This is a genomic window from Kribbella steppae, from assembly GCF_004342025.1.
Classification (GTDB): Bacteria; Actinomycetota; Actinomycetes; order Propionibacteriales; family Kribbellaceae; genus Kribbella; species Kribbella steppae.
Map to the genome: position 1 here is coordinate 1 of NZ_SLWN01000012.1, position 14,377 is coordinate 14,377.

Below are 14,377 nucleotides of genomic sequence, written 5' to 3' on the forward strand. Positions count from 1 at the left end.
TGGTACGACCGGACTTCACGGTGCTGTGGGCCGGCCGCGACGTCACAGCGCTCTGCGAAGCAGCACCGAGGTTCCTGGTTGCCTGAGGCACGCGTGCGCCCACGAGACGACGGCCCGTGCGCGGGTGCGGGTGCGGGGACCAGCACACACGGCCCGCCGGATCAGGGTGGCTCCACTCCACTCCCACATCGGGATACCCGATCAGTCTCATGATGGCGAGCGCAGGGGGCTCCCGACATCCCGCGACCGCGTAGCCGGGCGCGGTCCCACGATGACGAAGGCGAGACGGACACGGGATGTGTCATCTCCTTCGCATGGCGATGATCAATCGTCAATCCGTTTGCAGGAGTGGCGATATGGCTGACGTTGCAGTCGAACACGCGTTGGTATCCAGCACGCACGGACCAGCAGCTGCCTGTGCCCGCCTTAATGCGCAGCCAGGGCCGCGAGTGCGCCCGCCGTTGCGCAGATGCGCCGTGGCGGCGGTCAAGGTCGCGTTTAGCATGCTGCTCTTGGCTGGCTGCGCTGCCCTCAACCCGCCGGACGTCAGCCGGGAACACAACTACGGCGATGTCACCATCGGCGATCTCCACGTGCGGGCGGTCAGGCCGGTCAAGGCCAGCGACGACCGGGCCGTCGGTGTTGTTGCCACCATTGTCAACTATGGGCCGCCTGACGTGCTGAGGGAGGTGACGGTCACGGCCGGAAACGCGAACGGTCTAGCAGGCACAGTCACGCCCTTGAGGGCCGAGCCCAACCTCAGCATCGCGGCTGGCGCCGTCATCCGCCTGGGCGGCCCCGGCAATCCCCGAATCCTCCTGCCAGACCCGCAAAGGCACCTTCGGGCCGGTCGCGTCGCCACCGTCACCCTCTCGTTCCGCGTTGCAGGGGCGGCTGCGGTCGAGGCGATCGTCGAAGAGCCCGCAGCGTATCTCGCCCCGTTCGCTCCACCCCGGACAAACGGCCGAGCACCCTGAGGCGCGCCCGAAGCCGCACCGTTCTCCGACCAGAACGTGCTGATGCTGGCCGACATCCTGCCCACCGGCTATGAGGTAGGCGTTCTCAACGGCCGTGTCCAGCCGGGTGACGTGGTCGCGGTGGTCGGCGCGGGACCCATCGGGCTCGCCGGCATCGTGGGTGCGCAACTGTTCGCGCCGGCAGCCATCGTGGCCATCGACCTGGTCGACAGCCGCTTGGAGGCGGCGAAGCAGTTCGGCGCCACTGTCGTCGTGAACAACGGCAGGGAAGATCCACTCGATGCTGTCAAGAGCCTCAGCGAGGATCTGGGGGCCGATGTTGCGATCGAGGCCGTGGGGGTGCCTGCCACGTTTGAGCTGTGTACGAGTCTCATCCGCCCCGGCGGCAGGGTCGCCAACGTCGGGTCCACGGGAAGCCGGTCACGCTGCATCTCGAGCAGCTGTGGATCCGCAGCATCGCCATCACGACGACTGGGCTGGTCGACACCTATTCGACCCCCACGCTGCTGCGGCGGTCAGTGCACGGCGGCGTGCTCGCGTGGTCCGACGTCCGTCCCCTCTGAGGAGTCGCTCGTTTCGCGTTCTCCACCCAGCGAGACCAGGTCGCGACGGAATAGTGCCGCCAGCGCCCAGTCCGACCCGATGCGAACCTTGCGGTTGATGGTCGGTATCTGCGTCAGGTGATAGGTACGGTGCAACACCCACGCTGGTAGGCCGTGCAGTTGTATGCCGTACAGCTCGGCCACTCCCTTGTGGAGGCCAAGGCTCGCGATGGAGCCGGCGTACCGGTGGGCATAGGGCCGTACGGACTCTCCGCGGAGCACTGCGACGAGGTTGTCAGCGAGGTGCCGGGCCTGGCGAATTGCGTGCTGGGCCGTGGGCGGGGTCGTCAGTCCCCGGTTCGTGAGATCAGGAACGGCGGCACAGTCGCCCGCGCTCCACGCATCGTCCGTACCGACTACGCGGAGGTCCGTTCCGACCCGGACACGCCCCTTCTCATCGAGGGGCAGGTCGGTACTGCGGAGCATCGGGTGCGGGTGCACACCTGCAGTCCACACGAGCGTGCCGGCGTTGAGCTCGGTGCCGTCAGAGAGCCGGATCCGCCGGTCGACGGCGGACTCCACCCGGGTGTTCAGGCGCAGGTCGATGCCTCGTCGGCTGAGTTCTGCGGCGGCGCGGCGGCCAACATCCTCTCCGACCTCGTGAAGGATTCGTCCGGTGAGCTCTACGAGCATCCAGCGGAGGTCGGCGGGCCTCACATGGCGGTAGTAGCGGCAAGCGGAGCGGGTCATGTCCTCGAGTTCGCCGAGCGCCTCGATCCCGGCGAAGCCTCCTCCTACGACGACGAACGTCAGGGCACATCGGCGTACCTCCGCGTCGCGCGTCGTTTCCGCGAGGTCAAGCCTGCTGAGGACGTGGTTGCGCAAGGCGATGGCCTCCTCCACCCTCTTGAAGCCGATGCCGCACTCCTCAAGGCCGGGAACGGGCGGCAGACGTGTGACTGCGCCCACTGCGAGCACCAGGTGGTCGTACGAGATGTCGTAGGAAGGGCCTTCCGACGGCTGGACCGTCACGCGATGGTCCCGGTGAGCCACTCGAGTGGCCCGAGCGCTGAGCACCTCTACCCGGGGCAGCACTCGGCGCAAGGGAACGACAACGTGGCGCGGCTCAATAGCCCCGGTCGCTGCTTCGGCAAGGAACGGCTGGTATGTCATGAAGTTGCGTGGGGTCACGAAAAGCAGCTCGGCCTCGTGGCGGATCCGGCGTTGGAGCTGGCGAGCGCTGAACAGCCCGGTGAACCCGCCGCCGACGATGACGATGCGTGGGGAGGTTGATGTCATGGCGGCGAGACTGGCAAGACAATGATCGTGACGCATCCCCACTTCACGTAGTCCTGTACACCGATTCGCGTCGACGAGGTGCAGTCCCACCGTTGTAGCCGCCCAGTACGCCGAGGGTTGGGTCGCCGGGCACCGGGTTATCTCGACGAACCCGGCGTTATCGGGGGCGACTACCATGAGTACGCGCCCGCCGGATCCAGGCGGACGGGGGACCGACGGATGACTGAGCTGCGCGCGTTGCTGAGCAAGGGGCTGCGGCCCGGCGTGTACCGCTGGCGTTCAGACCTGAGCACCGAGCAGGTACGCCGCGGCGTGACGGCCGCCGGCTGGAACTTCGTCCTGCTCGACACGACCGGCGTACACGACAAGGCCGGCTTCCTCGACGTCTGTGCGACGGCCTTCGACCTGCCGCGCTGGTTCGGACGGAACTGGGATGCCCTGGCCGACTCCCTCAGCGACAGGTCGACCGGCGAGCCCGAGCTGGTCCTGTGGGAAGGCTGGCGGGAGCTGCTCGACCAGGACCACGACGCGGTCGACCTGGCGCTGCAGATCTTCGCAGAGGTTGCCAACGAGTCGGGCCAGCTTCGCGTGTTCCTCCGCGAGGCGAAGGACGTACCAGACCTCGTCAGCGAAGTACCGGTCGTCTAGGCCGGGCAGCCGAAGTCGGCAGACCGAACTGTGCCGGTACTCCGGCGCTCCATGTGCGGGGGGTAAACCATCGTGGCCACGAACCTCGAGGGTGGTGCCGTCGCGGACCAGGCCTCCGTTCACGTGGATGTGATCTCCGACCTACGCATGAATAGCTTCTGCCGATTCATCGCAGCTGAGCCGAATCGGCTCGGGCCGCGGGCCACTCGGCCCGCGGCCCGCATCTCCGTCCGGTGGCGAGACAGGCGTCGAGCCCGGTGCGGCTGCGCCTACTTCACCTCCACGTGGCGGCGTTGACCGGCGGAGCTCTTCGGCACCCGCACCTGAAGGACCCCGTCTTGGAGCGTGGCTTCTACGCCATCCTCATCCGCTGCATCCGGCAGGACGACCTCGTAGCGGAAGCGCCCCCACGAGCGGTTCTGGCGGCGCAACCAACCGGTCCGCTTCTGTTCCGGGCGCTCACCACTGATCACGATCCGTCGGTCTTCGACGTCGATGTTGATGTCCTTCTTCTTGACGCCTGGCAGCTCGACCTCCAGCAGATAGGCGTCGTCGGTCTCCTCCAAGTCGGCCAGAGGGGTGAAGCCGGCCGAACCGAGCAACGACGGCAATTCTGGCCACTGCTCTTGGAACAGCCGAGACAACTGCTGAGTGAGCCGGTCGAACTCGCTCGCCGTGTCCCAGCGGGCGACATCGGTTCTGGTGCGTAGTGCAGGCAGCGCCATCCTCTGCTCCCTTCCTTCGTGCGGGCCGGCAGGATTGCCAGGCCGCACGTTTAAGGCTGCGACGATGAGGCAGATCACCACATCCCGGGTCCGCGCAGTCGTCTGATCCGGGGACCATGAACGGCGGCGGACCGCGTGGTGACTGGGTTCGCACAGCTTCACCAGCCAGGCCCCGGCGGCGATTGTCTGCACGTCGCGCCACGCCGCCTCGCGGTCCTGGAGGAGAACGGCCGGATGTTCGGGTCGTAGCTCAAGAACAGGTCGCCGTCGGCTGCTGCACCAGGTCGACCACGTTGCCTCGTGCGCGCCGGCAGAAACCTGGGTACGCCGGGTAGGAAACCACCTGATCTTGTGATCCGCGCGCGGCTGCTCGGCTCCTACAGTCGGGATCGATGACCTCACCGCCGAGGTACGGCCGAGTTTTCCATCCTGTGGCAGGCGAGGTGGGCGGACAAGCGCAGCAGGGAGGAACGGGCATGACCAAAGACCTGATCGATCTCGTCAAGCAGGACCATCGGGAGATCGCGCGGCTGTTCGACCAGCTTGACCGGTACCGGCACCGCCGGCCCATGCTGCGCCCAGTGTTGTCCACCCTGCTGGTCGCGCACGACCGCGCCGAGGAGGACGTGGTCTACCCGCGGGCACGCGACGCCGGTGATGCGGAGGGAATCGGCTCGAGACAGCGCGAACACCTCCGCACCGAAGACCTGCTGGTCAGGCTGGGACACGTCGATCCCGACGACGCGGTCTTCGACACCATCCTGACCGACATCGCCGACGGGACCGACCACCACTTCCGGCACGAGGAGACCGAGATCCTGCCCGCCCTGCGCGACCGGCTCGCCGAGGATCAGCTGGTTGAGCTCGCGGAGCCGTTCATCCGCAGCCGGGAGCACCACTTCGGCGAACGCCCCGGTGAGCGCCGGCTGACCGATCTGCGCCGGCAAGCCGCCAACATCGGCCTGGCCGACTTCGCAGACCTGGCGGAGAACGACCTGGCAGACCTCCTCCGCAAACTCGCCGACGAGTGAGTCAGCCCGCGCCTGATGTTCCAGAACCGGCGACGAGCAACTGTGGTCCGCCGCAGGTTCAGCAGTAGGAGATCTCGCTCACAAGGTTCCGAGCGCTGCCAGCGCAACGCGGATGTTGTCGACTGAGTTGGGAAGGCGTAGACGGCTGTGGGGCGGTTGCCGAACGGGCAGGTCTGGTCGGTCGGCTAGTCGGTCCAGATGCGCCACTTGCTTGCGGGATGTCAGCGCGCGACTGTTCGAGTACACCAGAAGGAGGCTGTCGAGGAATTCGACCGTCGGACGGACCACCACGAGAAGTCCGTCGAGCGTGAACCCACCGTGGGACTCGCCCGCCAGTTACCGTGAGAGTCAGGTTCAGGAGGCGTTTTCGTGCGCGACGTTGGCCCAGTGCTGGTCATGCTCGGCCTCGCGCTCGTGTTGCTCGGCATCCTCGCCTGGTCCGGCGCGCTGTCATGGTTCGGGCGGTTGCCTGGAGATATTCGGATCACCGGGGAGCGCACGCAGGTGTACATCCCGATCACCTCGATGCTGATCGTGTCAGTGGTGATCACAGTTCTGCTCTCGCTATTCCGCCGATGACTCCAGCGCTGGTCTCTCGGCCAGCCCTCACTGACGCGCCTGAGATGCTCATGCCCGAAGCTCATCGCCATGGCGCCCTCACCGACAGCGGGGGCCACCCGCCTGATCGATCCGCTTTCACCTCTCTCGCGGCGAGAGACTCACGGCCCGCTGCAGACGCAGGCGCAGGCGCAGGTCTGTCTGATTGGCAGGCGAGCGCGTCGAGGACCACGCGATCCCCTGATGCGGTCGTCGTCGCGCAACGCGCAATCTGACTGGGCGACTCTGACCTGGCGGTTTGCGTTCGGTCGCAGGCATCCCAGCGCTCGCCGGGGACAGCGACGATGTCCGAGGAGGCGAGATGGCGGTCGAAGAGCAGGAGCTGCGGCCTGACGTGGTCGTCCACAGTCACGGTGACAACGTTCCTCAGGAGCACGGCGCCCAGGACCTCGCCGAGCTGAGCATCAACACGATCCGGACACTTGCCATCGACGCCGTCGAGACTGCCGGGTCCGGGCATCCAGGGACACCCATGGCTCTGGCTCCTCTCGGTCACCTCCTATTCACCCGGTTCATGAGGCACGATCCGACTGATCCAACCTGGCCAGACCGGGATCGCTTCGTGCTCTCAGCCGGCCACGCCTCAATGCTCCTCTATGCGCTCCTGCACCTCTGCGGTTACGACCTCCCGCTGACGGAGCTCAAACGATTCCGCCGGCTGGGATCCCGCTGTCCCGGTCATCCCGAACGGGGTGTCACCGCGGGCGTGGAGGTGACCACCGGCCCACTCGGGCAAGGCTTCGCGAACGCCGTCGGCCTGGCTATTGCAGAGCGACTGCTGGCGGCGCGCTTCAACCGTGCTGGGCACGACATCGTCGACCACTACACCTACGTGATCTGCTCGGACGGCGACCTCATGGAGGGAGTGTCGGCAGAGGCGGCGTCCCTTGCAGGCAACCTGCCGTTGGGAAAGCTCATCGCGTTCTACGACGACAACCACATCACCATCGAGGGATCCACCGACTTGGCCTTCTGCGAGCAGGTCGAGAAGCGCTTCGAGGCGTACGGTTGGCACGTCGTCTCCGCACCCGAGGTGAACGACCTCGACGGTCTGGCGGGGGCGATCGTCGCGGCGCGGTCAGAAACCAGCCGCCCGTCGCTGGTCATGGCGCGGTCGGTGATCGGCTACGGCGCCCCGACAAAGTCCGGGACGGCGGCGGCGCACGGAGCCCCGCTCGGTGCGGACGAAGCCCGAGCGGTGAAGGCGAATCTGGACTGGCCCTACGCGGAGCCTTTCACGGTGCCCGACATGGTGCGGAGGATGTTTCACGACGCGGTCCTAACGCCCGGACGGGCCCTGCATGCCGCGTGGCAGGAACGCTTCGCGGCGTACAGGGAGGAGTATCCCGAGCTGGCCGCCGAGTTTCAGCGGACCTGTCGGGGCGAGCTGCCCGGCGACTGGGAACGCAACCTCCCGTCCTTCACCGCCGATGGGGACATGGCCACTCGAGCCGCGTCGGGGCGTGCGCTCAACGCGCTGGCCGGCGCCATCCCGGAGATGGTCGGCGGCTCGGCAGACCTGGCGCCTTCTACGGACACCTACCTCGAGGGTTTCGGCGACGTCTCCTGCCGTGACTTCGGTGGACGCAACTTCCACTTCGGTGTGCGGGAGCACGCCATGGGGGCGGTCCTCAACGGCCTTGCCGCGCATGGCGGGCTCCGGCCGTTCGGTGCGACGTTCCTCGTGTTCTCCGACTACATGCGGCCACCCATCAGGCTCGCCGCCCTGATGGGACTGCCGGTGGTCTTCGTGTTCACTCATGACTCCATCGGCGTCGGCGAGGACGGACCGACTCACCAGCCCGTGGAACACCTGGTCGCCCTGCGAGCAGTCCCGGACCTCGTGGTCTTGCGCCCAGCAGATGCCAACGAGACGGCAGCGGCCTGGCAGGTGGCGATCGATCGCCGGCACGGCCCCACGGCCCTGGCCCTGACGAGACAGAAGGTGCCCATTCTGCCGCCACCACCGCCCGGTGCAGTGGCGCAGGGGGCATACGTTCGCGTCGACGGCGACGACATCGTGCTCGTGGCGAGCGGATCTGAGGTCCATGTCGCGCTCGCCGCACGAGCCCAGCTCGCCTCCTCGGGGATCTCGGCGCGGGTGGTTTCGATGCCGTCATGGGAACTGTTCGAGGCACAACCGGTCGCCTATCAGCAGGAGGTACTACCGCCCGATCGACTCACCCTCGGCGTTGAGGCGGGCCGCTCTCTGGGCTGGTGCGCCTGGGTGGACGCCATGGCGTCTGTGGACCGCTTCGGCGCGTCGGCCCCCGCCGGCAAGCTCTTCGAAGCCTTCGGGATCACACCGGACCAGATAGCTGCTCACGTCCACGCGGCGCTGGCCCGATGAACCCGCTGCAGCGCCTGCATGAGGCCGGGCAGAGCATCTGGGTCGACTTCCTCCGCCGTACCTTCTTGACCAGCGGGGAGCTGTCCCGCCTGACGCGAGAAGACGCCGTGAGCGGGATTACCTCGAACCCGACCATCTTTCGTCGCGCCGTCGCAGAGTCCGTTGACTATGAGCAGCCGATTCAACAACTCGTGGAGCACGGAAGCCGCGACCCTCGTGAGATCTTCTACCAGATGGCCCTGGCCGACATCCGGGCAGCCGCGGAGGTGCTGCGCCCCGTGTACGTCCAAACCAAAGGGCATGACGGGTTCGTGTCGTTCGAGCTGGAACCGCGCCTCGCGCATGACACGCCCGGATCCGTCTCCGTGGCTCGGCATCTTGCGGAACACATCGACAAGCCGAACGTCATGATCAAGGTTCCGGGGACCTCGGAGGGCATCCTCGCCGTCGAGGAGCTCACCGCCGCAGGGGTGAATGTGAACATCACCCTGCTGTTCTCGGTGGCGACCTACGAGGACGTGGCCGAGGCCTATCTCGCCGGTCTCGAGCACCGCCTGGCCGCTGGACAGGAGCTCGAGCGGGTGGCCTCCGTCGCGTCGTTCTTCGTCTCGCGGGTTGACAGCGCCATCGACGGACTGCTTCCCGAAGGCTCGCCGCTGCGGGGCCAGGTTGCCATCGCGAACGCCAAGCAGGCCTACCAACGATTCCTGACCGTGTTCTCCGGCGCACGATGGGACCGTCTGGCACGCGCCGGTGCACGGGTCCAGCGGCCCCTGTGGGCATCGACGGGGACGAAGAACCCAGCGTACTCGGACGTTCGCTACGTCGAGGAGCTGATCGGCCCGTCGACAGTGAACACGATGCCCCTGTCCACCCTCGACGCGTTCCGGGACCACGGATGTGTCCGTCCGCTCACGGTCCTTGCGGATCTCGACGAGGCAGAGGCAGTCTTCCTGCTGCTCCGTGAGCACGGCATCGACCTGGAGGATGTCGCCGCGGGGCTGCTCGCGGACGGGCTCGCCGGCTTCGCCGCCGACATGGAGGAACTGCTGGCCGCCATCGCAGCGAAGGTGAAGCCGGCCAGGCTGCGCGGCCAGAACACCCCCACAAACCTCGGTGTTCTTGCGCCGACTGTGGCCAAGCGCCTGGACGACGCGGCCCGCAACGAGACGGCATCGCGGATCTGGAGCCGCGACCACACTGTCTGGAAGCCGGACGCCACCGAGATCTCCGATCGGCTCGGCTGGCTGGGCCTTCCCGAGACGATGCCGGAACGGACCGGCGAGCTCCAGGCGTTCGTGAGGCAGGTGAGAGCCGACGGGTTCACGCAAGCCCTGCTGCTCGGCATGGGAGGATCGAGCCTCGCTCCGGAGGTGTATCGCCGGGTGCTCGGCGTTGCGCCGGGCGGAGTCGACCTCACAATCCTCGACAGCACGCATCCGCGCGCGATCGCCGCCGTCGAGCGCTCTCGCGATCTCGAGCACACGCTCGTGGTCGTCAGCTCCAAGTCCGGGGGCACGGTGGAGACACTCTGCCACTGCGACTACTTCTTTGCGAAGACCGGTCGCGGAGAGCAGTTCGTGGCGATCACCGACCCCGGCAGCCCTCTTGAGGCGCTGGCGCGGCGGCGGGGGTTCCGGGCGGTCTTCCTGAACCCTCCTGACGTCGGCGGCCGCTATTCGGCGCTGTCCGTCTTCGGGCTTCTGCCCGCAGCCTTGATCGGCGCCGACGTCGCAGCGATCCTCGAGGCCGGTGCCGAGATGGCCTGTGCCTGCGACCGATACGTGGCCGGCTCGGAGAACCCTGGGCTCTGGCTGGGGGCGCTGATGGGGGAGGCTGCCCGGGCCGGACGAGACAAGCTCACGCTGATACTCGCCGCTGATCTGGCGCCCTTCGGCGCCTGGGCGGAGCAACTCGTAGCGGAGTCCACGGGCAAGGAAGGTACCGGGATCGTTCCGGTGGTCGACGAGGAGCTCGGGGGGGTCGGCAGCTACGGTCCTGATCGCCTGTTCGTGGCACTCGGCGACGTGGACGGGCTGTCCGATCTCGCCGCGGCGGGACACCCCGTCGCCCGGCTGCGGGTCTCGGGTCCGGAGCGCCTAGGGGCTGAGTTCTTCCGCTGGGAGTTCGCCACCGCCGTGGCCGGCCACGTGCTCGGCGTCAACCCCTTCGACCAGCCGAACGTGGCGGAGGCCAAGAAGGCCGCACTACACATCCTGAAGGAACGCCGCCTCGACGACGACCCCGGGCTCGACGATCTCAACGGCCCACTGGGCAGCCTCGGTCGAGGCGACTACGTCGCCCTGCTGGCCTACATCGACCCCACCCCGGCGAACACGGATCGGCTCCAGCGCATCCGACTGGCGATCCGGGACCGGAAGCACGTGGCCACAACCCTCGGCTTCGGCCCCCGCTACCTCCACTCCACCGGCCAGCTGCACAAGGGAGGCCCGGACAGCGGGCTGTTCATCCAGGTGGTCGACGAAACGTGCGAGCTCGATCTGCCCATTCCCGGCCGCCCCTTCAGCTTCGGAGAGCTGCTCGCTGCCCAGGTGCTCGGAGACCAGTTGGCCCTGCGCCGGCTGGGTCGCCGGGTGGCCCGGACGACCCTTCGCGCGCTGGAGGAGGCCACTCTGTGACCTCTGCCCGACGACCGCAGCTCGCCGACGCCCCAATACTTTCACCAAGGCAAGAGCACGTCCCCAGGGCAACGGTGCGGACTACGCATTCGGGGGATGCTTGCCCGCCGTACAGGTGGAACCGTTCGCGAAGAGGCCGCTGATCCCGGCAAGCCCTCACCGTCGAGGTTGCCAAGGCGTGAGCCGCCGGTAGCGGGAACGAATAGGAGCGAAGGTCGAAACCGGATCGGTTGGCATGCGTCTGCACAGCATCAGAACGAGATCAGCCAGGAGGAAGTAACCAATGGGGACAGCAACGGCAACGGTCAGCGATGAGGAGATCCAGCGGGAGGTCCTGGACGAACTCAAGTGGGAAGCCCGCGTTCAGCCCAACGAGATCGGCGTCGCGGTGAAGGATGGCGTCGTGGTCCTGACGGGATGGGTGGATTCCTACACGAAGAAGTGGGCGGCAGAGCGGGCAGCGCACAGTCTGCGTGGGGTGGCAGCAGTCGCCAACGAAATCGAGGTTCGGCTTCCGAGTTCTGCCGAGCGTACCGACGCAGACATCGCAGCAGCCGCGACCCGCGCGCTGGAATGGGACGCGTTGGTGCCGATCGAGAAGATTGACGTCACGGTATCCAAAGGTTGGGTCACTCTTCGTGGTGAAGTCGAGTGGCAGTTCCAGAAGCACGACGCGGAGCGGGCTGTTCGCCGCCTGTCGGGCGTGCGTGGGGTGAGCAACCTCATCAAGGTCACACCACGGGTCAAGCCATCACCGGACGAGCTGAAGAGGAGGATCGAGGACGCCCTCGTGCGCAGCGCCGAGACAGACGCCGAACGGATCACGACTGAGGTGCATGGGGACAGGGTCATCCTGAAGGGAACCGTCCGCTCATGGGCTGAGAGGAGGGAGGCGGAGCGAGTGGCCTGGTCCGCGCCCGGAGTGGCCTCGGTCGACAACCAGATCACTGTGCGCGCGTACTAGCCGAACCGCCCTGCACCACCGCTCGGTTTCGTGTGCCACAGCTCACGACAACTGCTCATCCGCTTGACGATCAGCCGGGTCGACGCCAGTCGCGTGTTGGCGCCGAACTCGCGGGAGACCTCGCGAAGGTGGACAACATGGTGTGCGGACTGGAAGCACCGCCACGAAGGCCAGCTCACGCCTCCGAATACGTGAGCATTGCTCTGGACGGCACGCCGCCCCGAGACCGGCGCGGAAGAACGACCTGGGTACGGGATGTTGGGCGGGCGGAGCCTCCAAGAGGCTGCTCTGAACAGGTCCTTCCAGTTCCCGGCCAGCGCCGGGTTGCCGTCGGACAGCGTCGACGTCTCGGGAGGGCTCAGCCGTCGTTGACACGTGGGTTCTGCATCCATCGGAGACCCTGCTATGCCACCTCAATCCGGTGTGACGGGGCTGGTGTTCCACCTTCCGCTACGGCCTGCGCCCGGATACCACTCGTTCCCGGGGATGCAGCCCGCAGCCACTCGCGACGGTGGACCCGAGCAGGCGGTCGTGTGCTAGGTCGGGACGGAGCTGAGATGACAGCCGCGCCGAAGCTCGTCACATGTCCGAGGTGCCAGCGCCGCAACCGTGTCCCGGCGGCGGCGAAGGGCGCACCGCGCTGCGGCAACTGCCGGCTGCCGCTGCCGTGGGTCGTGGACGCCGGCGACGGCGACTTCGGTCACATCGCCGACACCGCCACCGTGCCGGTGCTGGTGGACCTCTGGGTGCCCTGGTGCTCACCCTGGCGGTTCGTCAGCTCGGTGCTCGAGAAGCTCGCGACCGAGAAGGCCGGTGAGCTGAAGCTGGTGAAAGTCAACGCCGGCGACGCGCCCGCAGTATCGCAACGGTTCGAGACCCAGGCGAACTCCACTTTGATTCTGTTGAGCGGCGGGCAGGTGGTCGCGCGCCAGGCCGGCGCCGCGCCGGCCGCCGTACTGCGGCAGTGGCTGGAGGATGCGGTGACCGGCCAGGTGGCGTCGTGAACAGGGGCGTGGACCCGCACCTGGCACTGATCCGTCCGGTTGCGCCACGCACCCCGGAGGGTTGCGAGGAGTGCCTGCGGCTGCACACCGCCTGGGTGCATCTGCGGCTCTGCCTGACCTGCGGTCACGTGGGGTGCTGCGACTCCTCGCCGATGCGGCACGCCCGCGCGCACGCGGTGTTCCAAGGGCACCCGATCGTCCAGTCGTTTCAGCCGGGCGAGGACTGGCGCTGGTGCTACGTCCATGAGGCCTACGCGTGACCGACGCGGCCGAACCGGCCGAGACCCCTGACCCGTACGGCGTCCACCCGCGGCGCGACGAAGCCCACCTCACCGAGCTACACAGGTACCGCACCCGTCGTAGGACGCGGGACGGCGAGGTCGGCAGGCTCGCCGTGGCCACCCTCCGGGCCGTCCGTCGGGGGAGGGGTGGTGCGCCCTCGCAGCAAACCACCATGCGCGCTGATCCTCGAGGGCACGCCCAGCTCCCGACTGCGCGATTCGGGGATGTGTTGTTCTCGCCCCAGTCCGAGGCTCTTTGAAGGGCCAGTACGAGAGGGGATCACGGGATGAGCGACACGTTCAGCACCACGGTGGAGAAGACGAACAGGATCCTGAAGGACATCGAGAAGGCCTATGACTGGCCCAAGGAGCGCCGCAACCAGTCGTATGCTGCGCTGAGGGCGGTCCTGCACTCGCTGCGCGACCGGCTGACGGTGGACGAGTCAGCTCAGCTCGCGGCCCAGCTTCCGCTGCTGGTCCGCGGAATGTACTTCGACGGGTGGGACCCTAGCAACGTGCCTGTGAAGATGAACAAGGAGCAGTTCCTGGAACGGGTGCGGCAGGAGTTCCGCTACGAGGTCGAGGGCGGCGTTGAGCCGCTGGTTCACACCGTCCTGCAGGCTCTGAGACGCCACGTGACCGATGGAGAATGGGACGACATCATGTCCAGCATGCCGAGGGATCTGGCGGCCGCTCTGGCGTAGCGGATCGTCTGCCAGTGCAGCTAGAGCAGCAGGCCGAAGATGCGGAAGGCGACTTCCCAGTGTGCTGTCTGCGGATTCTTTACATCGGGGTCGATGACCTTGATGGTGCGAGCGAGTGCGACGCTCAGCCCTCCCACCACTTCGGGCAACCGGGATTCGGTGTCCACGCTGACAGTCACGTCGAGCGGCGGCCATGTCGCGAGCTGCGCCAAGATCGGCTGTAGCTCGATCTCCTCGTCGAACTCCCGGAACACGTGAATGCTCTGCTGCAAGCCCATGGTGATCGGCAGGTCGCGCGGTTGGAGAATGTCCCGGCCGTTCGCCTTCGCCGTGCCCTGGCCGATCACGAGGAGATCGCGGAGTTTGTCGCTGACGAAGTCGTTGTAACGCTTGAGGTCATCCTTGTCGACGTCCAGACCCGCTGCGGCGCGGAAGAAGCGCTCGAACCTGTGCACAGCCATGACCGTCATGCCGTCTCCTCTTGGTGCGGGCGCTCTCCGACCGAGCGGTTCGACGCAACCACTCCACCTTCGTCATGCTGCCGCGACGAGCTGTCCGCGTCACCACGCAAACGTGTAGAACCGTCGCCTGAAAC

General features: G+C 67.1%; 14 protein-coding genes and 1 pseudogene. 12 read left to right on the plus strand and 3 right to left on the minus strand.

The window, feature by feature from the left end; all coding sequences use genetic code 11:
• The first annotated feature begins 503 nt into the window (after positions 1 to 503).
• The 3 genes and pseudogenes from EV652_RS30805 (at position 504) to EV652_RS45015 (ending at position 1,540) form a co-directional block, all read left to right on the plus strand.
• The gene (locus tag EV652_RS30805; protein WP_132212795.1) at positions 504 to 977 is read left to right on the plus strand and encodes a hypothetical protein; all 474 of its coding nucleotides are present in this window, start codon (positions 504 to 506) and stop codon (positions 975 to 977) included.
• A gap of 42 nt (positions 978 to 1,019) precedes the next feature.
• Positions 1,020 to 1,334, plus strand: a pseudogene (locus EV652_RS46245) (zinc-binding dehydrogenase); the annotation flags it as partial.
• Between the two features lie 2 nt (positions 1,335 to 1,336).
• Positions 1,337 to 1,540, plus strand: a complete 204-nt coding sequence (locus EV652_RS45015) for a hypothetical protein (protein ID WP_206752103.1) — start codon at positions 1,337 to 1,339, stop codon at positions 1,538 to 1,540.
• On the opposite strand, the gene EV652_RS30815 is transcribed toward EV652_RS45015, so the two are convergent.
• Entirely contained in the window at positions 1,493 to 2,908 is a 1,416-nt protein-coding gene (locus EV652_RS30815; RefSeq protein ID WP_242002114.1) for an NAD(P)/FAD-dependent oxidoreductase, read from the minus strand. The genes EV652_RS45015 and EV652_RS30815 overlap by 48 nt on opposite strands.
• 129 nt (positions 2,909 to 3,037) lie before the next feature.
• Between EV652_RS30815 and EV652_RS30820 the strand changes: the two genes are divergently transcribed.
• On the plus strand, positions 3,038 to 3,466 hold the full coding sequence (locus EV652_RS30820; protein ID WP_132212796.1) for a barstar family protein: 429 nt from the start codon (positions 3,038 to 3,040) through the stop codon (positions 3,464 to 3,466).
• Positions 3,467 to 3,735: 269 nt separating this feature from the next.
• Here the strand turns inward: EV652_RS30820 and EV652_RS30825 are convergent, their stop codons facing one another.
• Positions 3,736 to 4,272 (minus strand): Hsp20/alpha crystallin family protein, encoded by a 537-nt coding sequence (locus EV652_RS30825; RefSeq protein WP_199238487.1) that lies wholly within the window; start codon positions 4,270 to 4,272, stop codon positions 3,736 to 3,738.
• A 395-nt stretch (positions 4,273 to 4,667) separates the two neighbouring features.
• Here EV652_RS30825 and EV652_RS30830 point away from each other — a divergent pair, with 395 nt between their 5' ends.
• The 8 genes from EV652_RS30830 to EV652_RS30865 all read left to right on the plus strand — a co-directional run bounded on the left by EV652_RS30830 (position 4,668) and on the right by EV652_RS30865 (position 13,782).
• A complete protein-coding gene (locus EV652_RS30830; protein WP_158441285.1) occupies positions 4,668 to 5,222 on the plus strand; it encodes a hemerythrin domain-containing protein in 555 nt (184 codons plus the stop codon).
• A 369-nt stretch (positions 5,223 to 5,591) separates the two neighbouring features.
• On the plus strand, positions 5,592 to 5,801 hold the full coding sequence (locus tag EV652_RS30835) for a DUF2905 domain-containing protein (RefSeq protein ID WP_199238488.1): 210 nt from the start codon (positions 5,592 to 5,594) through the stop codon (positions 5,799 to 5,801).
• A 340-nt stretch (positions 5,802 to 6,141) separates the two neighbouring features.
• A complete protein-coding gene (tkt, locus tag EV652_RS30840; protein ID WP_132212798.1) occupies positions 6,142 to 8,190 on the plus strand; it encodes a transketolase in 2,049 nt (682 codons plus the stop codon).
• Entirely contained in the window at positions 8,187 to 10,829 is a 2,643-nt protein-coding gene (locus tag EV652_RS30845) for a bifunctional transaldolase/phosoglucose isomerase (protein ID WP_132212799.1), read from the plus strand. Before tkt ends, EV652_RS30845 begins: the two co-directional genes overlap by 4 nt.
• 283 nt (positions 10,830 to 11,112) lie before the next feature.
• Positions 11,113 to 11,793: a BON domain-containing protein gene (locus tag EV652_RS30850; RefSeq protein WP_132212800.1), complete on the plus strand. Its 681-nt coding sequence runs from the start codon at positions 11,113 to 11,115 to the stop codon at positions 11,791 to 11,793.
• A 557-nt stretch (positions 11,794 to 12,350) separates the two neighbouring features.
• The gene (locus EV652_RS30855; protein ID WP_132212801.1) at positions 12,351 to 12,797 is read left to right on the plus strand and encodes a thioredoxin family protein; all 447 of its coding nucleotides are present in this window, start codon (positions 12,351 to 12,353) and stop codon (positions 12,795 to 12,797) included.
• A complete protein-coding gene (locus tag EV652_RS30860; RefSeq protein ID WP_132212802.1) occupies positions 12,794 to 13,057 on the plus strand; it encodes a UBP-type zinc finger domain-containing protein in 264 nt (87 codons plus the stop codon). Before EV652_RS30855 ends, EV652_RS30860 begins: the two co-directional genes overlap by 4 nt.
• A 308-nt stretch (positions 13,058 to 13,365) precedes the next feature.
• Entirely contained in the window at positions 13,366 to 13,782 is a 417-nt protein-coding gene (locus tag EV652_RS30865; RefSeq protein WP_132212803.1) for a DUF2267 domain-containing protein, read from the plus strand.
• A gap of 20 nt (positions 13,783 to 13,802) precedes the next feature.
• Here the strand turns inward: EV652_RS30865 and EV652_RS30870 are convergent, their stop codons facing one another.
• Positions 13,803 to 14,252, minus strand: a complete 450-nt coding sequence (locus EV652_RS30870) for a DUF1931 family protein (RefSeq protein ID WP_132212804.1) — start codon at positions 14,250 to 14,252, stop codon at positions 13,803 to 13,805.
• Positions 14,253 to 14,377: the final 125 nt, after the last annotated feature.

Coding starts and splice junctions, on each gene's coding strand:
- EV652_RS30855 (WP_132212801.1), top strand. CDS start 12,351: ATGACAGCCGCGCCGAAGCTCGTCACATGTCCGAGGTGCCAGCGCCGC.
- EV652_RS30845 (WP_132212799.1), top strand. CDS start 8,187: ATGAACCCGCTGCAGCGCCTGCATGAGGCCGGGCAGAGCATCTGGGTC.
- EV652_RS30870 (WP_132212804.1), bottom strand. CDS start 14,252: ATGACGGTCATGGCTGTGCACAGGTTCGAGCGCTTCTTCCGCGCCGCA.
- tkt (WP_132212798.1), top strand. CDS start 6,142: ATGGCGGTCGAAGAGCAGGAGCTGCGGCCTGACGTGGTCGTCCACAGT.
- EV652_RS30830 (WP_158441285.1), top strand. CDS start 4,668: ATGACCAAAGACCTGATCGATCTCGTCAAGCAGGACCATCGGGAGATC.
- EV652_RS30850 (WP_132212800.1), top strand. CDS start 11,113: ATGGGGACAGCAACGGCAACGGTCAGCGATGAGGAGATCCAGCGGGAG.
- EV652_RS30805 (WP_132212795.1), top strand. CDS start 504: ATGCTGCTCTTGGCTGGCTGCGCTGCCCTCAACCCGCCGGACGTCAGC.
- EV652_RS30820 (WP_132212796.1), top strand. CDS start 3,038: ATGACTGAGCTGCGCGCGTTGCTGAGCAAGGGGCTGCGGCCCGGCGTG.
- EV652_RS30865 (WP_132212803.1), top strand. CDS start 13,366: ATGAGCGACACGTTCAGCACCACGGTGGAGAAGACGAACAGGATCCTG.